We start from the raw sequence: 21,028 nt of genomic DNA on the forward strand, positions 1-21,028 counted from the left end.
TTAACCGGACGGATGATGCTTGTGCGCGAATCTCCGCCTAGCATGCCAGGAATGCGCCATGATCGCCTGCCCGACGGATTCGGGGTGCGGATTGATCCACGGGTACGCGCATACTCCGGAGGGCGGGTGCTGATCGGCGGCTCGCCCGCACGGTTGCTGCGACTTGCCCCGGAGGCCGCCGAGATGATCGGCGACGGGTACCTCGAGGTGACCGGCCCGAAGTCCGCGACCGTTGCCAGACGGCTGCTCGACTCCGGAGTCGCCAACCCGCGTCCCCGCCTGCTTCCGTCCCCCGAGGACGTCACCGTCATCGTGCCGCTGCACAACAACGCCGACGGACTCGTCCGGTTGCTCGCGGCGCTGCGCGGGCACAACGTCATCGTGGTCGACGACGGCTCCGACCAGCCGGTGCAGATCCCGCGCGACCGCGGCACCCGCTGCCGGGTGACCGTGCTGCGGCACGACGAGAAGCAGGGCCCCGCCGCCGCGCGCAACGCCGGATTGAAGGCCGCGACAACCGACTTCGTCGCGTTCCTCGATTCCGATGTTGTGCCGCGCAGCGGCTGGCTCGAGGTGATGCTCGGGCACTTCAGCGATCCGGAGGTGGCCCTGGTCGCCCCGAGGATCGTCGCGCTCGACCAGGAGTCCAATGCCCTCGCCCGCTACGAGCACACCCGCTCCTCGTTGGATCTGGGCAGGCGCGAGGCCGCCGTGCAGTCGCACGGACTGGTGTCGTACGTGCCGAGCGCCGCGCTGCTCGTGCGCCGCCGGGCCTTGCTCGCTCAGGACGGCTTCGACGAGTCGATGCTGGTCGCCGAGGACGTCGATCTGTGCTGGCGGCTCGAGCAGGCGGGCTGGCGGCTGCGCTACGAGCCCGCCGCCCATGTCGCGCACGACCACCGGGTGTCGTTCCGCGCCTGGTTCGGTCGAAAGATGTTCTACGGCACCGGCGCAGCGCCACTGGGCGAACGTCATCCCGGGATGGTCTCGCCACTGTCGCTGCCCTCGTGGACGATGCTCGCCGCGTTCCTGTTCGCCACGCTGTCGAAGTGGGGGCTGATCGGCGGGGTGATCACCTTGGTCACCGCGCTGGTCCGACTACGCCGGGTCTTCGCGGAGCTGGACAACCCGACGCGGATCGCCGCGATCTACCTGTCCCGCGGTTTCTTCGCCGGTCTGTGGCGGCTGGCCTCGGCGATGTGCAGGCACTACTGGCCGGTGACGCTGCTGGCAATGCTTGCCTCGCGGCGCATTCGGCGCATCGCGATCACCATGGCCGTCGCGGACGGCCTTGCCGACTGGTTCACCCATCGCGATGCCGGTGGCCTCGATCCGGTGCGCTACGTGGCGTACAAGCGGCTCGACGACATCGCCTACGGCACCGGTCTCTGGGTCGGCGCGATCCGTGCGCGCAGCCCGGAATCGCTGAAACCTACCGCACCGTCGCACTGATCGGCGCGGTCACACTGATCGGACAGGGTTCGGATGACCGACACGCTCATCGTCGGCGGCGGTACCGCGGGCTGTGTGCTCGCGGCGCGGCTGAGTGCGAATCCGGACCACACTGTCCGACTGCTGGAAGCCGGGCCGATGTGGCACACGCCGGACGGATTTCCGGCGGAACTGCTCGATGCCACCAGGCTGCCGGTCGGCGCGGACGCGCCATGGCTGTGGCACTATCCGGTAACCCTCGCCGACGACGGTGTCGCGGTCGCCGGAAACATAGTGCGCGGCAAGGTGATCGGCGGATCGGGCGCGATCAATGGCAGTTACTTCGTGCGGGCAACCGCGGCGGACTTCGCGGCATGGAACCGCGAGCTCGGTTCGTCGAAGGAATGGTCGTTCGATTCGGTACTTCCCGCGTACTGCCGTTCGGAACGTGACCTCGACTTCGGCGAGGATCCGTGGCATGGCCGGTACGGTCCGATTCCAGTGCGCCGCAGTACAAATCCGGTTCCGCTGAGTGAGCGGTTCGCCACCGCCTGTGCGGCAGTGGGTTTTCCGGCGATCCCCGATCTGAACGCGGCTACCGGTTCCGCCGACGGTGTGGGCCAGGTGCCGTGTAACACCGAGGACGGCAAGCGGGTCAGTGCCGCGTCCGGTTATCTGCTGCCCGCGCTGTCCAGACCGAACCTCACTGTGCAAGGCGCTACGGCGGTGGTGCGTATACGTTTTCACGGCGCCAGCGCCGTCGGTGTTGACGTAGTGCACGATGGCCGCGCCGAGACCATCTGGGCGGACCGTATCGTGCTCAGCGCGGGCGCGATCGAATCCGCCTCGCTGCTCCTGCGTTCCGGCATCGGCGACGCCGAACATCTTCGGGCACTCGATATCCCGGTCGTACAGCATGCGCCGGTTGGCACCTGGTTCACCGACCACCCCGAAATCGGTATCGAGTACCACCTCGGTGCGTCCGAACGGCCGACGGTCTCCCTGGAATACGTGCTGGAACTGGACGACATCGAAATCCGGCCGTACACGGTCGCTTTCACGCCGGGCGTGCGGCGCCTCGGCGTCGCCCTGATGCGGCCGCAGTCCGCGGGCGTGCTGCGGCTGCGCTCGGCCGATCCCGCGCTGCCGCCGGTGATCGAGCACCGATACCTCTCGGCCGAGCACGATCGGACCCGGCTGCGCGGCGCGGTCGCGACGGCATCGGAGGTGCTGCACCGGATGTCCGCGCGATGGCACACCGACCCCATGCCGCAGCAGCCGAAAACCGCCGATGCCTGGCTGCACGCGAATCTGGCTACCTCGCAACACCTCTCCGGAACCTGCCGAATGGGGCCCGCCGACGACGAGCGGGCGGTGGTGGACGAGTTGTGCCGAGTGCACGGTGTCGCCGGTTTGTCGGTGGTCGATCTGGCCGTCGTCCCGGTGCCGTTGAGTCGCGGTCCGCAGGCTACGACGGTGATGATCGCGGAGTACGCCGCTGAGTTGCGAGCTCGCGGCTGAGGGCCTGCCGATGGCTGTAGCACCTGTCCGAAAGTGTTTAGTGGAAAGCGTTCCGCTTTATTAGTCGAGGGCTTAATGTTCGCAGTGCTCGGCTCGCCTCCCACACCCGCTCTCGCTGAATCGCCAGTGCTGGTCGGTGCGCTGCCGCCGGGCTCAACAGTCCGGTAGGGCGGTGTCGGCCTGCCCGAAGGTGTTCGGTCGGCCGGAGTTTCGGCCATCGAGGAGGCTCTGGTGCACGTCAGCCGTCACGAAACGACCGAAACCGATACCCTCACGAGGCCCAGCGGGGCGCTGGGTGAGCTGTATCTGTCGGGGGTACAGCTCGCCGCCGCGGCTGCTCAGGTAATGCTTGCCTGCGACGAAGTCGAGGCAATCGTCGTCGAACGGCCCGGCTTGTCGGTGCTCACCAGTACCCTGGGTATCAGCGGGGCCACGTTCGAGCTTCAGTTGGCGGTCATCGAGTCCTCGGCGACCACGAGCTCGGCGGGCACGCAAAGCTTCGCCGGTGCCGGACTCAGGGAAGGTCCGGCACCGGCGGGGATTCACCCGGAATTCCCGGACGCCCCGGCCCTATTCGAGCGCTCCGATGCCGACCGCCTCGGCCTCGCCTCGACCGCCGCCCCTCGCGGCCATGCCGGTATCGCTCGAATCAGCACCGAAGAATGCGCTGTCGCCGCACATTTCGTGGTTTCCACGGTGGCGGTGCTGATTGCCGAGCGGGGCGCTGATCGCTGCATTACGCTCCGCAATGCATTCGCCCCTCGAGCGGCAGTGCCCGCGCTGGCCGCGCCGCGCGTGTGTGAGTTGATCGGAGCGCGGGTGCCTGACCATGAACCCCGCGCCGGCCAGGATCGGCCACGTCCACACCACTTCTTGGAGCCCGCTGACCGCACCTGAGACCCCCTCATACCTGACCCAACCAGGAAGAAGGAAAACCGGATGAACAACCCTTTCGACGACGACGGCGCACAGTTCTATGTGTTGATCAACGAGGAGGGTGAGCACTCCCTCTGGCCGATCTTCGCCGCCGTACCCGGCGGCTGGACGATCGCCTACGGTGCCGCCGCCCGTAAAGCCTGCCTGCGCTACGTCGAAACCCATTGGCTCGATATGCGCCCCAAATCACTCATCGAGGCCATGTCCAACGAAAGTCCCTGAGGTTCCGGAGAACCGCTGAAACCACCCGTATACGCGGGGCGCGTCGGTCCACATCCCCCCTGCTGACCGGCGCGCCCCGCCCCCTACTCGTACTTCGCTGCGCCCCAGTGCATCATGGACGTATGACGAATCAACGGATCACCCCAAAGCCGCCGGAGACGTTGATCGAAGCCGCCCGCCGCTGGGCCGCCGGACGCCCGACACCCGCACAAACACAACAGATCAGCGGCTGGCTAGACGTGATCATGCACCGTCGGCACGCACCCGACGCCGCGAAGTCGTAGCGCCGCAGCGGCGCCCAGCGCGGAACTCACCGATAAGCGATTCGAATGGTGAGCACCCCGCGGCGCCGGGCGCCGAATGACGGTCCGCTATGCCTTCGTTCGCGCCGACTCGATCACCGGACGGGCATGCTGGCGCCACTCGGCGACCGCTCGGCCGCGAAATCCGGTGAGCGCGGTGTCGAACTGCCCGGCGCGCTTGGTGACGGTCAGCCCGATGTAGGTGTTGTCACTTGTGATCGCTTGTGTCGCAACAGAACACGCTTCGTCGATCTCGCCAGCGCTCAGCAACGCGGTGGCGTGTTCGAGGCGGACGAGGGCGGGCTCCATTGTTTCCTGTGGGTCGTACAGGGTGAGCGCGCGGGCCGCGGCCTTCGCGGTTTCGGCGGCGCGGCCTAGATTGGAGTAGCCTATCGCCTGATAGAAGGCGAGCTTTTCCGGACGATAGGAAAAGATGCCGACCGTAAGCTCTTCTTGGCCAACATTTTCCAATGCACGGCCGGACTTTTCGATACACCTGGCAAACTGGACGGCATTTCCGAGGCTGGCATGTGCCCTGGCCGCCATTCCCCACAGCCACGCTGCGGCGGGACCGTGTGCCGGATTTTCTTCGAGCCGACCGCCGAGCAAGTTCAAGACTTCCTTCGGTTTGTCACTATACGTCGGTAAATATGCGAGACCGGCAAGCGCGATATCCTCGGAATAACGATCACCGATGTCTTGCGCGGCATGGATCGCGGTGCCGTACCACATCCTGGCCTGTCCCAAATGTCCTTCGTTGAACAGGATTTCGCCGACCACGTTGGCCAGCCTGCCCGCCGTGCGCACCAGCCGGACCTGATGGTGGGTGGCCTGTCGCTGCGCGAGAGTGCCACGGACCGTGCGGAATTGCTCGAGTGTGGTGTGCAGCAGCTCATGCGGTGGCACCTGCACCACCCGCTTGCCGAGTGCCTCGACCGATTGCTCGAGCAGCCCGAGCCGCCGCTCGCTGATCGATCCGGCATCCAGGGTGGCCAGCATCTTCTCCGGTTCGCCCGCGACCAGGTCCGCGGCCGTTCCGGTCAGGCCAACCCCGATGCAGGCCAATAACTCTCGCCTTCTCACGTCGTCATCCTCGACTTCCTTGTCGAGCCCGATGTCCCTACCGAGCTGGGTTTCCGTGTCGAGCGCCGAGTCGGTGGCTTCGGGGTCGAAGCCGGGTCCCCGGCCCGCGGTGACGGCCCGCTCGAATCGTGCGACGACGACTGGATCGGCTTCCGAGACAACCCGGTCGAGCAGACGTTGGCTTGCGGCATGCATCCGGGTTGTCCGGCCGTTTTCCCACAAGACCACGGTGCGCGGGGTGACGCCCACCAGACGCGCGAATTCGTACCGACTTCGCCGCATCGCGGCGCGAAGCGCACGGACATCCTCGCCCGTCCAGTCGATCTCAACCATAGGTCCTTACTCCTCGCACCAGGCTGATACAAACGGAAACTACTCGCAATTACCGCCTTCGGGTCTGTTATCTATCGAATCGCAACGTGCACGCTGAATCAGCACCCGGCGCCGGGGGTTCTGCCCAAACCCTTACCAGGGCGCCGGCATTCCGGAATCCGACGCACGGTCCCGACACGGCCCGATCCATCCGTGTCGAGCGGGATTCCGATGGCGCCTTTCGGCGCCGGGTGCACTGGCCTTTACCCGGAGGTGAACAATGGACGTATTGCACTCGGATGTACGAGAATTGTGGCTGGTACAGAGCCGCGATTGCACGCAGGATCCGGTAGGCCTCAGCTACGACCGAGCGCGGTTCATCCTCACCGTGCACGGCGGCCACGGCGCCCGCTGCCACCAGTACCTGGCCGCCTCGGCCTACTGCTTCCGCCTGGCCACCGACGCGTGACAAAGGCGGGCCCGGCCGAAGCCGGACCCGCCTTGTCGCGGGGGTTGGTTCAGGCGGCCGCGGACAGCGCCTCGAACTCCTTGTCGGTCAACGTGATCCGCGCGCCGTCGGTGTTCTCCTCGAGATGCGCGACGCTGGAGGTACCCGGAATGGGCAGCACCACCGGCGAGCGGCGCAGCAGCCAGGCCAGGGCGAGCTGTGCGGGAGACGCGCCGTGTTCCTTGGCGATCGCGTCCAGCGGGCCGCCGGGCTTGGCGAGTTCGCCGGTGGCGATGGGGAACCACGGGATGAACGCGATGTTCTCCCGCTCGGCGTAGTCGAGCACGTCCTCGTCGGTGCGGTTGGCCAGGTTGTAGAGGTTCTGCACCGAGACGATGGTGGCGATCTCGCGGGCCTGCTTCAGCTGCTCGACGCTCACCTGGGACACGCCGATGTGACGGATCTTGCCCTCCTGCTGCAGCAGTACCAGCTCGCCGAGCTGGTCGGCCAGCGGCACCTGCTCGTCGATGCGGTGCAGCTGGTAGAGGCTGATCTGTTCGACGCCCAGGTGGCGCAGGCTGAGTTCGGCCTGCTGGCGCAGGTATTCGGGCCTGCCGACCGGCCGCCAATCGCCGGGGCCGCTGCGGGTAAGCCCGGCCTTGGTGGCGATCACCAGGTCATCGGCGTAGGGATGCAGGGCCTTTCGAATGAGCTGTTCGCTGACGAACGGACCGTAGGAGTCGGCGGTGTCGATGAAGTTGATGCCGAGTTCGACGGCCCGGCGCAGCACCCGGACGGCCTCGTCGGGATCCTTCGGCTCACCCCAGACGCCGGGGCCGGTCAGCTGCATGGCCCCGTAGCCGAGCCGGTGGACGGGGAGGTCACCGCCGAGCGCGAAGGTGCCGGACGCTTCGGCGGGCCGTGCGTGGAGGTTGGTGCTCATAGGTTCGGTTCCTTCCGAAGTGGAATTACGCGAAAGCGGACGAGCCGGTGACGTCGCGTGGCGACGTTGCTTCCGCAAGCAACGTCTCTACCGCGCCGTCGATTCCCCGCACGAGGGTTGTGTTCGCGACGAGCGAAACGTCAGCCGATCGCCCGCAGCAATTCTTCGGCCACCGGCGCGGACGAGGCCGGGTTCTGCCCGGTGATCAGGTTGCGGTCGACGACGACCTTCGGCGCCCACGGCTCGCCCTCGCGGAAGTCGGCGCCGAGCTCGACGAGCCGATCCTGCAGCAGCCACTTGGCCTTGTCGGCCAGACCACCCTGCCGCTCCTCCTCGTTGGTGAAGCCGGTGAGCGCGTAGCCCGCGAAGGCGTTGGTCCCGTCGGGGCCGACGGCGGCGAGCAGCGCGGCGGGGCCGTGGCACACGATGGCCAGCGGCTTGCCGGATTGCAGTGCGGCGGTGAGGAGTTCGCCGGACTCGGCGTTCACCGCGAGATCTTCCATCGGCCCGTGGCCGCCGGGGTAGAAGACCGCCGCATAGTCGTCGAGGTCGACTTCGGACAGTTTGATGGGGTGCTGCAATTCGGTGCTGGCGGCCAGCACCGCGGCCCGCTGGTCGGCACCCTCTTGGCCGCCGTTGAAGTCGGGGGACAGGCTGCCCTGGTCGACCGGCGGCACGACCCCACCGGGGGTGGCGATGACCACCTCGTGGCCCGCTGCCTTGGCCGCCTCATACGGCACGGCGAATTCCTCGGCCCAGAATCCGGTCGGATGCGGGGTTCCGTCGGCAAGTGTCCAGGTGTCGGCACCGGTCAGTACAAAAAGTAGTTTCGCCATGAATCCGACACTAGGACCGTCGCCGTAGAGTAGCCAATGGGATCGCCGATATCAGACATCAGAATTCTGATGGCTCTTGCGCTCGGCGAAGACCGTGCGCGCCACCGCGATTCCGTTGAGGGCGGCGGGGAATCCGGCGTACCCTGCCATCTGGATCAGCACCTCGACGGCCTCGGTCTCGGTGCCGCCGACATTGAGCAGGCCATGGATGTGCACGCCGAGCTGCGGCGCGACACCGAGCGCGGTGCACATGGCCACCGACACCAGCTCGCGGGTCTTCAGGTCGAGCCCGGGGCGGGAGTAGATATCGCCGAAGGAGAACTCGACGAGCAGGCGGGCGAAGTCAGGGGCGATGTCCCGCAGCGCGGCGATGACCTGCTCGCCCGCCTGCCCGTCGACCTCGGCCAGGGCGGCCGAACCACGCTCGAATCGGTCGCCGTCCGGTGTTCCGGGCGCGGCGGGCTCGACCGGCAGGTCGGTCCGTGTCGCGAACACCTCCTTGGCGGCGTTCAGGCCGTTCAGCGCCGCCGGGAAGCCCGCGTAGACGCTCGCGTGGATCAGCACCTCGACGATCTCGGTGCGGGTGCAGCCGACATTGAGCGCGCCGTCGATGTGGAACCGCAGCTGCGGCGCCGCATTGCCGAGCGCGGCCAGCGCGCCCACCGTGGCCAACTGCCGCTCCCGCAGCGTCAGCCCCGGGCGCGACAGGATGTCGCCGTAACCGAACTCCACGGTGATCCGCCCCAGGCCGGGCGCGATATCGGCGAGGCTGTCCAGCACGGCCGGATTTTCCTGCCCACCGATCTGCCGCAGCAGCGCGAGTCCCCGCTCGTAACGATCGTTGTCGGCGTTGGTGTGCTCAGTGCTGGTCATGGCACGACTGTAGAAGTTGGAGTGCGCTCCAGCGCAAGTGCTGGCGGCTATGGCTCAGATGAGGTTCTTCTGCTTGCGGATTCGGCGTCGCACATCGGCCATCAGACTGTGCGTTCCGGCGTGCCGGAGGAAGCGCGGGATGAATCGGTTGACGAAGGCGACGAAGACGAAGAGGTGCTCGAAGCGGCGCTGGTCGGTCGCGGTCCATTCGACCTGGAGTTGTTCGCGGAAGATCGGCGCCAGGAAGCCGATCGTGAGGAATTTCAACAGGTTTCGGAACGGTAGTCGCAGATACCAGTGGATCATCCGCAGGTTCAGCAGGTCGTTCAAGTAGCCGCGCACGTAGTCGTCGATCGCGACCTGCTGGCAGGCTTCGTTCCAGTATTGGTCGAATTCCGCACGCGTGGCAGGCCACATCTGCTCGGTCACCTGCAGCGTGGTGCCGAGCGTCGAGGATGACACGTAGAACGCCTCGGCCTGCTCGTCGCTCATCCGGCCTTGCAGCAGTTGATAAGTGTCCTCGAAGCCGATGTAAAGGCAAGCGGCGACCCACAATTGGAGGTCGCGGTCGAACGCGTTGTACTTCACCGGTGCCTCGGGCGCCGAATGTACTTGCCGGTGCGCGACATTCACCGCCTCCCGATAGGCGAGGCGCTCCTGCTCGGTGCCCAGAATGGCGACGGCCAGATACTGCGTCGTGGTGCGTGCCCGCTTCCACGGGTGCCGCATCAACGATCCGGACGCGACCTTGCTCTCCGCGACGCCGTACCCGACGCCGGGCCGAGCCATCTGCATCGCGACATTGGCCGCCGCGCCCGCGAAGGACCAGAAATCCAGGGCGTCGGTCAGCTTGATCGCCCGCTTCGTGGTCGGTCGGTGGGCGGTGTCAATGTGGATCCGGGTGTGCTCCTTCGACAGCGGGGCGGCGTGCTCCGGGGAATGGGCGGCGGCGGTCATGAGGGAGTCCTCTCGGGTCCGGAATCGGCCCCGCAGGGCGTGAACAACCTGTGAACTATTGATAACTTAAGTCCGGCGGGCCTCGTGCGTCAACGGGTCAGGTTGCTGGCTGTCTGGCGATGAATCTACTCGAAAGGCTTCCGCAAAGTGCGGAATCGTGCGTAACATACGGGCCCATACCGGACCAAAGCGATGTCCGGGGAGGATCCAACGGCGGATCCCTTTCGGGTCCTGCCGTGGGTGGCCGGTCGTGGTCGACCGGCACGCGAAAGGACGCGCATGCTCAAGAAGCTGGATCGGATATTCAGCTACGAGATGAAGGTCTCGGAGTTCCTCGGGACGCTGATCATTCTCGGCATCCCGTACGGGTTGATCGGCGTGGTCTGGTCGCTGACACACACCGGTCACCTCCGCGGCATGCACGGCATCGACGTGATCATCTCGTTCCTCGGATCCATCGTGTGCTGGCCCGTGCTCACCTTCTCGAATGTGTGCATGACCTGATGATGATCGTGGTCTGGCTCATCGACGTCCTGGTGATCGGCGGGAAAGTCCTCGGTGGGCGTACGCGGGTCAATCCGGTGCTGCGGTTCGGGCTGTGGCTTGCCGTGCTCAGCACCGTCGCGGCGGCCATCGCCGTCGTCGGCTACCTCCTCGTCGTGCTGCAGCGGCAGTTGAGCGGCACCGCGTGACTCGGAGAGGCAGTAACCAGTGACCATCACCGAACGACCGCCGCGGCGGACCGATCTGGAACAGGCCATCGACGACCTGAGGGGTCTGTGGCGGCGGCATCCGCAGCGGTCGCTCGAGACGCTTGGCAGGCAGGTGACGCTCGGCCGCAACGCCGTGCTGGAGATGTTGCGCGCGGTCATCACCCGCCGGTTCCCGTTCCAGGAATTCGTCAAACAGTGCGCGTTCATGGCCAGTGTGTCCGCAGCGCCGACGGTGTTCGTCGCGATACCGGTGGCGGTGGTGGTCTCGATCCAGTTGGGCGCGTTGGTGAGTCAGGTCGGCGCGACCACCTTCATCGGTGCGGTCAGCGGCCTCGGCATCATCCGCCAAGGCGCGCCGCTGGTCACCTCGCTGATGATCGCGGGCGCGGTCGGTTCGGCCATCTGCGCCGACCTCGGTTCCCGCACGATCAGGGAGGAGATCGACGCCATGATGGTGATGGGCGTCGATCCGATCCGCAGGCTGGTCGCGCCACGGCTGGCGGCCGCGGTGCTGGTGAGCATGCTGCTGTGCGGATTCGTGGTGTTCGTCGGCTTCGCCACCGGCTATCTGTTCAATGTCTATGCGCAGGGCGGCACTTCGGGCACGTTCATCAGCACGTTCGCCTCCTTCGCCGTCGCGAACGACCTGATCGTCGCGCTGCTGAAGGCCGCCATCTTCGGCGCGCTCACCGCGATCATCGCCTGCGATATCGGCCTGCACACCAGGGGCGGGCCCGGCGGTGTCGCGAATTCGGTGAACGCGGCGGTGGTCAACTCGGCGCTGATGTTGTTCGCCACCAACATCATCATCACCCAGGTGTACAACACACTGTTCCCGGCGAAGGTGCTCTGAGATGGGTTCGCGCTATACGCCACCGGCGTTGCAGCCCTTCCGTGCCGTCGGCGGCGTCGTCCGTGCACCGGTGCGGGCCAATCAGCGGCTCGGCCATCAGGCCATCACCTTCGTCGCGGCGATCGCGGCAATTCCGTTCGCGCTCAAGCACTATCGCAAGGAAGTGCTGCGGCTCACGGCGGATGTCGGGTGGGGTAACGGGTCGCTGATCGTCGGCGGCGGCACTGTCGGCGTGATCGTGATCCTCTGCGGATTCGGCGGCATCACCGTCGGCATGGAGTCCTACACCGCGCTCAACCTGCTCACGATGAACCCGCTGACCGGCGCCATCTCCGGGTTCGCCACCACAAGGGAAATCGGGCCGATCCTGGCGACCTTGGCCTTCGCGATCCAGGCCGGCTGCCGCTTCACCGCGCAGCTCGGCGCGATGCGGATCTCCGAGGAGATCGACGCGCTGGAATCCATTGCCATCCGCCCACTTCCGTACCTGATCACCACCAGGATGATCGCGGCAACGCTGACCATCGTGCCGCTGTACAGCGTGGGTCTCGCGGTCGCGTACCTGATGACCAAGCTGTCGGTGCTGTTCCTCGGCGGTACCTCCGCTGGCACCTACGACCACTACTTCTTCCAGTTCCTCAACGGCACCGACGTGTTCTTCTCGGTGCTCAAAGTGGTGGTCTTCGTGCTGATTTCGACGTTTCTGCAGTGTTACTACGGCTACGTCGCGACCGGCGGTCCGGAAGGGGTCGGGCAGGCGGCGGGGCGCGCGATCAAGATGGTGATCGTCGTGATGGTGTTCGTGAATCTGTTTCTCACGCTGGCGATCTGGGGCATCGATCCCGGCTTCCGGATCTCGGGATAGGCGCGGCGATGATCATCGATCCCAGCGGCCGAGGGCCGAGCGCGCGACAGCTCTCGCTCGCGGGCATCGCGCTCACCACGGTGGCACTGCTGCTGTTGTACCTGCTCGGTTTGCGCTACACCGGTCGTTTCGAGGACAACGTCGGCGTGGTCGCGGTGCTGACCAGCACCGGCGACGGGCTACCCGAACATGCCGACGTGAAGTTCCGCGGCATGATCGTCGGTTCGGTCGCCGGGGTGCAGGTCGTCGCCAAGGGGGAGCGCCAGCGCGCCGAGCTAGTGCTGAAACCCGCTGTCGCGTCGATGATTCCGGCGGCGGTGACGGCGCGGGTCATCCCCAACAACATCTTCGGCGTGACCGCGATCGAGCTCGTCGACAACGGGCGGACCAGCGAGACCCTGCGCGCCGGTGCCGAGATTCCGGAGGACACCAGCGAGGGCACCGTCCAGCTGCAGACCACGCTCAGCGTGCTGCGCGATGTGCTCGACCACATCCAGCCGGAGAAGCTCGGCCGGGTGCTCGCGACGCTCGCCGACGCGCTCGACCCGTCCGCGCGCGTGCCAGGCTCCACCATCGAACGCCTTGACCGCTGGCTCACCCAGATGCACGCCATTCCGGGGATCGGCAACCTGCTCGGCGATCTCGGCCGTGCCACAACGGCATTGAGCGCGTCGGCACCCGATCTGGTCGGTGTGCTGTCTGATTCGGTGACCACCGCCAGGACGCTCACCGAACGGCGCGATCAGTTCGTCGCGCTGCTGACCAACGCGGGTGGGGCGGTCGACTCGGTGAATTCGCTGTTCGCGCGCAATCCCGACGCGGGCAAGGAAGTGGTGTCCGGGGTCGGCGAACTGTTCGGCAGCTTGGCTGAGGATCCGCAGGCGCTGCAGCAGACGGCGGCCAATCTCAATGTGTCCCTGCGGAAGTTGCGCTCAGTGTTCGGTTTCGGGCCGAGCCGCCAGATGATCTGGAAGATGGACGTGTCCTTCACACCGTTCCAGCAGTACACGGCCAAGGACTGCCCGCATTACGGCAGCATGGCCGGGCCGCGTTGCGGCGGTGCCTCGGTGCCGGAAGTCGCTCCGCCGCAAGAATATCCGGAGCAGATGACGCCGAAGTGGTTGGACGCGGCCGGACCCGCGCCCGTGGCGCCGACACTGCCGGGCCTGCCCACCATTCCCGGTATTCCGATGATTCCCGGCATCACCGCACCGGCGGCCGCGCAGGATCCCGCACCGAATGTGCCAGGCGACAACGGTTTACGCGGAAAGGACGCGGTGGCGGCGATCGTCGGCGGTAAGCCGACCGCCGCGCAGTATCTGCTGCTCTCGCCGCTGCTGGCGGGCGGTTCGGTCACCCCGGCGGACAAGGGCGGTCGTTGACCATGAAATCAGGTAAGGCACTGGCGGGCTTCAGCCTCTTCGCCCTCGTCGCGATCGTGCTGACGTACACGATCTGGTCCACGCTGCAACGGTCGGTGACCGGCGACACCGATTCCTACTCCGCGACATTCTCCGACGTCCTCGGCCTGCGCGTCGGCGATGACATCCGGATGGCCGGCGTGCGGGTCGGCCGGGTGGACGGTATCGACTTCGACGGCGACTACCGCGCGCGCATCGACTTCCGCATCCAAAGCAGGCAGCGGCTGACCACGACGACGAAAGCCCTGGTGCGCTACCAGAATCTGATCGGACAACGCTATATCGCGCTGGTGCCGGGCGCGGGCGACGGACAGGTGCTCGCGGCGGGTTCGGCGATACCGCTCGAGCGCACCGAGCCCTCGTTCGATGTGTCCGCGCTGCTGTCCGGGTTCGAGCCGTTGTTCAGTGTGCTGCAACCGGATCAGATCAATTCGCTGTCGGAGACGCTGATCCAAGCACTGCAGGGCAACAATGTCTCGCTCAGTGCGCTGATCACCCAGGCGGCCGAGCTCGCAGGCACCTTCGGGCAGCGCGACAAGATCCTCGGCGATGTGATCAGCAACCTGAGCAGTGTCATCGCCGGGCTCGCGCATCGCAGCGGCGACCTGGAAACGCTGATCACTCAGGCACGTTCGCTGGTCGAGTCGCTCTACGCGCAGGGCGAGTCGCTGAAGGGTTCGGTCGATCAGGTGGCGACCTCGACCGACTCGCTGGCTCGGCTGATCGGTCAGGTGAAGCCGAATATCGCTCGGGCGCAAAACGATGCGACAAGTGGAGTGGCGCTGCTGCTGCTCAACGGCGCATCCCTGGATCAGGCCGCCGTCGAGCTGCCGACGCTGCTCAATGGCATCGCCAGGTTCACCAGCTATGGCGCCTACGGCAATGCCTACATCTGCCGCCTCGATGTCTCGCTGTGGGGTGTGCTGCTGCCACCGGGGCTGTTCTCGCAGGTCGGCGGCGATTCGCAATCGGAGGTGTGCCGATGATGACACGAGCGCGGTCCCTGGTCGGACGCGTCCGACTGCCGCGGAATCGGGTGCTGTGGCTCGGCCTGCTCGCGGCGGGTTCGGTGGTGCTGCTGCTGGTCGGATCCAGTGTGCTGTCCCAGGCCGGGCTGGGGGACAAGACGATCGAGGCGGAGTTCGCCCAGGCGGCGGGGCTGCGGGCGGGCGCGTCGGTGGATGTGTCCGGCATCGAGGTCGGTTCGGTGCGCGCGGTGCGGCTCGACGGGGCGAAGGTCGTTGTCGACCTGCGGGTGCGCCAGGATCTGCGCCTCGGGCCGGACGCGCACGCGGCCATCAAGATGACGACCATCCTCGGCAAGCTGCACGTCGAGCTGGTGCCCGGCGACGGAAAAGGGTTGCCGGGCAACAGGATTGTGCTGGCGAATACGTCGGTGCCGTACAACCTCGGCAAGGTCATTCGGGATCCGGTGTACAAGTCGTCGTTCGAGCGGATCGAGCGGATCGACCCGGTCAAGCTGCGCCAGTCGTTGGACCTGCTCAGCACGCAGATGGGCGATTCGCCGCAGCTCACCGTCGAGGCGCTGAACAGCGTCGGCGCGCTGGCCAAGGTGATCAATGATCGCCGCGACGAGGTCGACGTGCTGTTGAAGAGCATGGATCAGGTCTCGCAGCTGGTTTCGGACAATCGCAACAGCGTGTTGCTGCTGCTGACCAGGGGCGAGGCGATCGGGAATGCCGTCGCGCAGCGCCAGACGATGCTGAAGTCGTTGCTGGACAACGTCGCCGAGCTGTCCCGGCTGCTGCAGCAGATGGGTCTGGAGAACAACGATCAGCTCGGGCCGATGATCCAGAGCCTGAACACCATGTCCGAGGGGCTGGAGAAGAACAAGGACAACCTGGATTCGCTCTACGAGATCATGCCGGTTGCCTTGCGGCAGTTCAACAATGCGCTCGGCAACGGTCCCTACGGCGACGTGTGGGCGCCGTGGATCTTCCCGGACAACTGGTTGTGTTTCGCCGGTGCGGTACAGGGGTGCAACTGATGCAGATAGGTACTTTTCTGAAAACCGCCGTGTTGTGCCTGGCCGCCGCGGTGGCGTCCGGCTGCTCGCTGCTGCCTGCGAGCTTGAGCGGGCTGCCTGAGCAGTATCTCGGCGAACATCTGCGGATCAGCGCCGATTTCGAGAACGTCGCCGGCCTGTACGCGGGCAATGACGTCGCGATCCTCGGCGTCCCGGTGGGTCAGGTCGACACGGTGACGGCCAAGGGCAGCTATGTCGAGGTGACCATGTCCATCGACAAGAACGTCAAGGTGCCCGCGGACGCGATCGCGGCACTCGTCTCGCCGCAACTGATCACCAACCGCCACGTCGAGCTCGCGCCCGCCTACGAGGGCAACGGACCGGTGCTCGCCGACGGCGCGCATATCCCGCTCGAACACACCCGCACCCCGGTCGAACTCGACCGCATCCTGGACAATTTCGATCAGCTCGGCAAAGCGCTGAAGGGCGGCAACGAGACCGGGCCGATGGCGAGCCGGGTGCTTTTCCCGCTGCTGGACGGCAACGGCGACAAGCTGCGCGAGACGCTCGACGCGATGTCCTCGGCGTTCGAGGTGAGCCTGGCCAACGGCGACCAGATATCCAACACCATCGTGAAACTCAACGAGATCACCCAGATCATCGCCGATAACGACCAGACGGTGCGCGATTTCAGCGGCAGGCTCACCGACATGGTGCGGCTGATGGGTGATCAGGCGCCGGGGTTGCAGGCCGTGCTGACCCAGCTCAACGACTTCGTCACCAACACCGCCACCGTGGTCGGCACCAACCGGGAGCAACTGCTCGGCGCGTTGACGCGATTCACCGCGCTCACCGGGCAGATGCGGGCCAACGCGCGAGCGGTCACCGAAATCGCCGACGTCACACCGCTGTTCTTCCAGAACCTGGCCAACGCGACCAGCCGCGAACATCAGGCGCTGCGCCTGCACGGCCTGCTGGACAAGTCGGCCCTCGACGGCGAGGCGCTCTCGGTGTTCTGCGAACGGGTGCAGATGCGCCTCGACGGCTGCCGTACCGGCAAGATCCAGGACTTCGGACCGGATTTCGGGCTGACCGCGGCGCTGCTCGGACTGACCAAATGAGGACGTTGGCCCACCTGTCGCCCGACCGCCACCCCTTACGGAGTCGCGGCGCGATGCTGTTCGCGCTGGCCGTCGCGGCGGCCATCGGCGCGACGAGCGGTTGCGCGGTGACGGTGGACAACGTGCCGCTGCCGAAGCCCGGCATCGGCGGCCCTGGCTACACGCTGCACGCGGTGTTCAAGGATGCCCTCAATCTGCCAGCGAACGCGCACGTCAAGATCGGTGGCACCGATGTCGGCACGGTCTCCGCGATCGATACCACCAACTTCCTTGCCGACGTGGAAATGCTTATCCGCCAAGACATTCAGCTGCCCCGCGGCACCACCGCCGAACTGCGCCAGGCGACCCCGCTCGGCGACATGTTCGTCGCGATGACCCTGCCCGCCAAACAGGGCAGCGCCGAACTGCTGCGACCGGGCGACACCATCGCACCCGACCACACCTCGACCGGCGCCTCGGTCGAACAGCTGATGATGTCGGTCTCCCTGTTGCTCAACGGCGGTGGACTCAATCAGGCGGCGCGGATCACCTCCGAGATGAACTCCATGTTCACCGGGCGCGCACCGGAGCTGTCGCATCTGATCACCGAGATGACCGACGTGCTCGCCGCGCTGAACCGGCGCACCGCCGATGTCGACGGGGTGCTGTCCGGACTGAACACGCTCACCGGTGAATTGGCCAGGCGCAAAGCCGAATTGGGCGCTGCCGCGGACACCTTCCCGCCGCTGATCGGACTCGTCGCCGAAAACAACAGGGCCATCGCCGATCTCATCACCAAGGTCTCGGTGACCATGGCCGCGCTCGGCGACTTCACCGACACCACCGGCCCCGATTTCCTCAGCCTGTTCGACAGCATCCAGCGGCTCATGTCCGGATTCGCGCAGATGGGTGACGATCTCGCGGGCACATTGGACGGACTGCACGCGATCTACCCGTCGATCTCGGCCAGCCTGGACGGCCCGGTGCTCGCGGTCGCGGCCACCGTGTCCTATCTGAGCGTCGGCGCGCTGACCGACCCGAAGGGCAGCAGGCCGCCCGAAATCGGTGACGTGCCAGCTTTTGTCGGCAGTCTGGCGCAGGTCATCGAGAAGGTCATCGGCCGACTGCAGGGCGGTGGGCGATGAATGTTCCGCTGTGGCACTGGCTGGTCCGGCGCCGGATCGCGGTGGCCAATATCGGCCTGATCGTTGTGCTCGTGCTCGGGGTGTCCTACCTGGGCGTCTATGTGCTGCGGATCAACCCGCTGCCGAGCACGTACACCGTGCGGGTGGAGCTACCGAACTCTGGGGGCCTCGCGGCGAACAACGACGTCACCTTCCGCGGCACCCGCGTCGGCAAGGTCGACGACGTACGGATATCCGGCGACGGCGTCGCGGCGATCGCCGAAATCGACAAGACCGCAAGGATTCCGGTGGGCGGTACCGTCGCCGTCGGCCGACTCTCCGCGGCCGGGGAGCAGTATCTCGACTTCCGCCCGGACACCGACAGCGGCCCGTTCCTCGCCGACGGCTCGGTGGTCGAGCGCGCAAGGACGACGGCACCGGTGACGGTGCAGTCGGTGCTCGGCAGCATGGGCGGTCTGATCGGCGGGATGAATCCGGGACGGCTCAATGTGATCGTCGACGAACTCGACAAGGCCCTCGCCGGTGGCCCGGATCGGTTGCGCAACATGATTTCCGGCATCAGCAGGGCGATGGCCGGGCTCACCGACCTACTGCCGCAGACCAGGCAGCTCATCGAGAACCTCCAGGTGATCTCCGAGACGACCTCGCACGCGCAGCCCGACCTGACCACGCTGACCACCGGCTCCAGCGCGCTGTTCCAGCAGTTGACCGCCGCGGATCAGGAGGTGCGCAAGTTCCTCGACCTCGGGCCCCGTCAGCTGGCCACCCTCGGCGGCATCGTGCGCGACACCGAGGATCCGATGACCAACCTGGTCACCAACTTCGTCGCGATCACCAAGGCGGCGAAGCTGCGCGCACCGGCCATCGCCGCGCTGTTTCCCGCGCTGCGTACCGGTTCGGAGGCGATCGGTGTTCCGGCGCATGACAACGCCTACCACACCCTGGTCGACCCGTGGCCGCGGCCGAGCTGTGACTACGACACGATCCCCGTGGTGCCGACCACGAAGACCGTCGACACCAGGGTGCGGCTCTACAACTACTGCGTCACCGACAATCCGGCGCTGCAGGTTCGTGGCTCGGCGAACGCGCCGCGACCGAACGTGCCGGACAACGGATCCGGCCCGCCGCCCGGCGTCACCGGCAATGAGCTGTCCCGACCGGCACCTGGTAGATAGGAGCACATCTGATGAGCGAAAACGACGCAGTGCCTGAGGATTCGACGTCCGACACATCGAGTGACGCTGTGGCAGAACAATCGTCAGTCGATGCGGATCCTGAGGCGACCGCAGACAAGCGACGGCGACTGGTACCCGGCCGGGCCGGACGGATCGCGCTGCGCCTCGTGGCGGCCGTACTACTGTGTGCCGCAATCGCTTCGAGCGTCGTGTTCTACCTCCAGAACAAGGGCAACAGGGCCATCATCGACGCCAACGCGGACGCGCGCACCGCCGCCTGTAAGTACGCCCCGATCCTGGCCGACTACGACGCCAAGAAGCTGGACGACTACTTCGCCGCCGTCCTCGGCGGCGCGACCGGCGACTGGAAGAAGCAATTCGACAGCACCAGTAAGGAATTGCGCGACGTGCTCACCCAGGGCGAGGTGGTGTCGAAGGTGAACGACGTCCAGTGCGCGATCAAATCCGGCGACGAGAATTCCGCCGAGGCCATCGTGGTGATCGGCCAGACCATCACCAGCATGGGCACCCAGGGCAAGCCGGCGCCAGGCCAGCTGTCGATGGTGATGCGCCTCGAGAAGGTCGACGGCCACTGGCTGGTGAACAAGGTGAACTCGCCGCTCGCCCCGCCGCCGCAGCAGTAGTCACCCGCCGTCGCGACCGAACAGGACGACCCGCATCAGGTGGCGCACCCGCTGCCGCGAGCACACCGGGTCGTCGGAGCCGAAGCGCTGACCCAGGTCGACGACCAGGGCGAGGGCCGCGTGCACCAGCAGCCTGGCGTCGGCGGCGGACAGCTCGGGCCGGACGCCGACGAGCAGCTTCGCCCACTCCTCGACGCTGAGCCGCTGGATGTTGCGCAGCACCGTCCGATCGTCCGCGGGCACATTGCTGATCTCGGCGTAGTAGACGAAGGTCAGCTCGCGTTCGGCGAACGAACCGGCAACGTACAGCTCGATCAGCGTGGTCAGCGCCTGCGCTGGCCCGTCCGCCGCCGCTACGGCCGGGCCGATCGCGGCCGAAACCCGGTCCGCGGCACGGCGGAACGCGGCCGCGAGGATATCGCCCTTGCCTCGGTAGAAGCGGTACACCGCCGACGAGGCGGGCAGTCCGGCCGCGATGGCGATGTCCTCGACGCTGACATTCGGGTAGCCGCGCTCGTGGAACAGTTCGATCGCGCGCGCGAGCAGCAGCTCATGCTTGAAGGTCAGCGGAATCTCGGTTGCCGCAAGGGTTTCGGCGTGCGCGGCGGCGGCAGGCAGTGTGCAGCCGGCGACCGAACGGCAGGCGTCGCCGAGCAGTGCGGTCAACGCGCGCACCGGAATCGACACGTGGTGATCGCCGATGCTGCTGAGCACACTCAGCACCGCGGCCGACAGCACGGCCCGGTCCGCCTTGTCCAGCTCGGAGCGCGACTCGGCGAGCAGCGACATGAGCACCGAATTCACGGTCGCCAGTTGGCCGCCGAGGAGCGCGGCATCGGCGTTTTCGAGATAGCGTCGCTGCCAACGCAAGAGCGCGGCGCTGCGGCGATTGGCGATCGAGGACGCGATGAGTGCGTCGATCACCTGTCCGAGCCGTACGTCGGCCGGCAGCTTGCGCGCCGAGTCCGGCAGGCGCACCGCCGCCTCGCTGAGCGCGCCGAGCCGCAGGGCTTCCTCGCGGAACAGCGCGTACTTGCTCGGGTAGTGGCGGTACAGCGCGGCCGAGCTGATGTCGAGCCTGGACGCGATGTCCTCCATGCTCACGCCGTGGTAGCCGAGTGACCCGAACGCCTCCGCGGAGGCCGCCGCGATCTGGGCCCGCCGATCACGCGGCCGCCGCCGGACCACGCGCGGCGATGTCGCGTCGGACGCCTTGTCCGCAGCACGGCGTTCCCGGGCACCCATGCCGCGATGGTAGCCG

The 21,028-nt window shown here is 66.7% G+C and carries 23 protein-coding genes; 17 read left to right on the forward strand and 6 right to left on the reverse strand.

All coding sequences use genetic code 11. The annotated features are described in order from the left end of the window. Positions 1–51 precede the first annotated feature (51 nt). The 5 genes from mftF to OG203_RS29705 all read left to right on the forward strand — a co-directional run bounded on the left by mftF (position 52) and on the right by OG203_RS29705 (position 4,394). Complete coding sequence (mftF, locus tag OG203_RS29685) at positions 52–1,452, forward strand: mycofactocin biosynthesis glycosyltransferase MftF (RefSeq protein ID WP_405160535.1); 1,401 nt, start codon at positions 52–54, stop codon at positions 1,450–1,452. A 33-nt stretch (positions 1,453–1,485) separates the two neighbouring features. After that, positions 1,486–2,952, forward strand: coding sequence for a mycofactocin system GMC family oxidoreductase MftG (gene mftG, locus OG203_RS29690; protein ID WP_405160536.1), 1,467 nt, complete (start codon positions 1,486–1,488; stop codon positions 2,950–2,952). Positions 2,953–3,183: 231 nt separating this feature from the next. Next, a complete protein-coding gene (locus OG203_RS29695; protein ID WP_405160537.1) occupies positions 3,184–3,849 on the forward strand; it encodes a hypothetical protein in 666 nt (221 codons plus the stop codon). 42 nt (positions 3,850–3,891) lie between these two features. After that, complete coding sequence (locus tag OG203_RS29700; RefSeq protein ID WP_405160538.1) at positions 3,892–4,110, forward strand: MbtH family protein; 219 nt, start codon at positions 3,892–3,894, stop codon at positions 4,108–4,110. A 122-nt stretch (positions 4,111–4,232) separates the two neighbouring features. Next, on the forward strand, positions 4,233–4,394 hold the full coding sequence (locus tag OG203_RS29705; protein WP_405160539.1) for a hypothetical protein: 162 nt from the start codon (positions 4,233–4,235) through the stop codon (positions 4,392–4,394). An 87-nt stretch (positions 4,395–4,481) separates the two neighbouring features. Here the strand turns inward: OG203_RS29705 and OG203_RS29710 are convergent, their stop codons facing one another. After that, positions 4,482–5,828 carry a helix-turn-helix domain-containing protein gene (locus OG203_RS29710; RefSeq protein ID WP_405160540.1) on the reverse strand — a complete coding sequence of 449 codons (1,347 nt, stop codon included), beginning with the start codon at positions 5,826–5,828 and terminating at the stop codon, positions 4,482–4,484. A gap of 259 nt (positions 5,829–6,087) precedes the next feature. Here OG203_RS29710 and OG203_RS29715 point away from each other — a divergent pair, with 259 nt between their 5' ends. Further along, positions 6,088–6,276: a hypothetical protein gene (locus tag OG203_RS29715; protein ID WP_405160541.1), complete on the forward strand. Its 189-nt coding sequence runs from the start codon at positions 6,088–6,090 to the stop codon at positions 6,274–6,276. Between the two features lie 49 nt (positions 6,277–6,325). On the opposite strand, the gene OG203_RS29720 is transcribed toward OG203_RS29715, so the two are convergent. The 4 genes from OG203_RS29720 to OG203_RS29735 all read right to left on the reverse strand — a co-directional run bounded on the left by OG203_RS29720 (position 6,326) and on the right by OG203_RS29735 (position 9,864). Beyond that, complete coding sequence (locus OG203_RS29720; RefSeq protein ID WP_405160542.1) at positions 6,326–7,198, reverse strand: aldo/keto reductase; 873 nt, start codon at positions 7,196–7,198, stop codon at positions 6,326–6,328. 140 nt (positions 7,199–7,338) lie between these two features. Next, complete coding sequence (locus OG203_RS29725) at positions 7,339–8,034, reverse strand: type 1 glutamine amidotransferase domain-containing protein (protein WP_405160543.1); 696 nt, start codon at positions 8,032–8,034, stop codon at positions 7,339–7,341. Between the two features lie 51 nt (positions 8,035–8,085). Continuing rightward, on the reverse strand, positions 8,086–8,907 hold the full coding sequence (locus OG203_RS29730) for a carboxymuconolactone decarboxylase family protein (RefSeq protein WP_405160544.1): 822 nt from the start codon (positions 8,905–8,907) through the stop codon (positions 8,086–8,088). A gap of 54 nt (positions 8,908–8,961) precedes the next feature. Continuing rightward, complete coding sequence (locus tag OG203_RS29735) at positions 8,962–9,864, reverse strand: oxygenase MpaB family protein (RefSeq protein ID WP_405160545.1); 903 nt, start codon at positions 9,862–9,864, stop codon at positions 8,962–8,964. A gap of 279 nt (positions 9,865–10,143) precedes the next feature. On the opposite strand from OG203_RS29735, the gene OG203_RS29740 reads away from it, so the two are divergent. The 11 genes from OG203_RS29740 (at position 10,144) to OG203_RS29790 (ending at position 19,767) form a co-directional block, all read left to right on the forward strand. After that, positions 10,144–10,368 (forward strand): hypothetical protein, encoded by a 225-nt coding sequence (locus OG203_RS29740; protein ID WP_405160546.1) that lies wholly within the window; start codon positions 10,144–10,146, stop codon positions 10,366–10,368. Further along, positions 10,356–10,556, forward strand: a complete 201-nt coding sequence (locus OG203_RS29745; RefSeq protein ID WP_405160547.1) for a hypothetical protein — start codon at positions 10,356–10,358, stop codon at positions 10,554–10,556. The genes OG203_RS29740 and OG203_RS29745 overlap by 13 nt, the downstream gene beginning before the upstream one ends. Before the next feature lie 19 nt (positions 10,557–10,575). Beyond that, positions 10,576–11,430, forward strand: a complete 855-nt coding sequence (locus tag OG203_RS29750) for an MlaE family ABC transporter permease (RefSeq protein ID WP_405160548.1) — start codon at positions 10,576–10,578, stop codon at positions 11,428–11,430. Position 11,431: 1 nt separating this feature from the next. Next, positions 11,432–12,295, forward strand: a complete 864-nt coding sequence (locus OG203_RS29755) for an ABC transporter permease (protein ID WP_405160549.1) — start codon at positions 11,432–11,434, stop codon at positions 12,293–12,295. Positions 12,296–12,303: 8 nt separating this feature from the next. Next, positions 12,304–13,677, forward strand: coding sequence for an MlaD family protein (locus tag OG203_RS29760; RefSeq protein WP_405160550.1), 1,374 nt, complete (start codon positions 12,304–12,306; stop codon positions 13,675–13,677). A gap of 2 nt (positions 13,678–13,679) precedes the next feature. Then, positions 13,680–14,702, forward strand: coding sequence for an MCE family protein (locus OG203_RS29765; RefSeq protein WP_405160551.1), 1,023 nt, complete (start codon positions 13,680–13,682; stop codon positions 14,700–14,702). Further along, positions 14,699–15,724 (forward strand): MCE family protein, encoded by a 1,026-nt coding sequence (locus OG203_RS29770; protein WP_405160552.1) that lies wholly within the window; start codon positions 14,699–14,701, stop codon positions 15,722–15,724. Before OG203_RS29765 ends, OG203_RS29770 begins: the two co-directional genes overlap by 4 nt. Continuing rightward, the gene (locus OG203_RS29775; protein ID WP_405160553.1) at positions 15,724–16,824 is read left to right on the forward strand and encodes an MCE family protein; all 1,101 of its coding nucleotides are present in this window, start codon (positions 15,724–15,726) and stop codon (positions 16,822–16,824) included. Before OG203_RS29770 ends, OG203_RS29775 begins: the two co-directional genes overlap by 1 nt. Next, positions 16,821–17,948 (forward strand): MCE family protein, encoded by a 1,128-nt coding sequence (locus OG203_RS29780; protein ID WP_405160554.1) that lies wholly within the window; start codon positions 16,821–16,823, stop codon positions 17,946–17,948. The genes OG203_RS29775 and OG203_RS29780 overlap by 4 nt, the downstream gene beginning before the upstream one ends. Next, a complete protein-coding gene (locus OG203_RS29785; RefSeq protein ID WP_405160555.1) occupies positions 17,945–19,123 on the forward strand; it encodes an MCE family protein in 1,179 nt (392 codons plus the stop codon). Before OG203_RS29780 ends, OG203_RS29785 begins: the two co-directional genes overlap by 4 nt. Positions 19,124–19,191: 68 nt before the next feature. Beyond that, positions 19,192–19,767 (forward strand): hypothetical protein, encoded by a 576-nt coding sequence (locus tag OG203_RS29790; RefSeq protein ID WP_405160556.1) that lies wholly within the window; start codon positions 19,192–19,194, stop codon positions 19,765–19,767. Here OG203_RS29790 and OG203_RS29795 read toward each other — a convergent pair whose 3' ends face one another. Next, a complete protein-coding gene (locus OG203_RS29795) occupies positions 19,768–21,012 on the reverse strand; it encodes a TetR/AcrR family transcriptional regulator (RefSeq protein WP_405160557.1) in 1,245 nt (414 codons plus the stop codon). Positions 21,013–21,028: the final 16 nt, after the last annotated feature.

The organism is Nocardia sp. NBC_01499 (genome assembly GCF_045040275.1).
Classification (GTDB): Bacteria; Actinomycetota; Actinomycetes; order Mycobacteriales; family Mycobacteriaceae; genus Nocardia.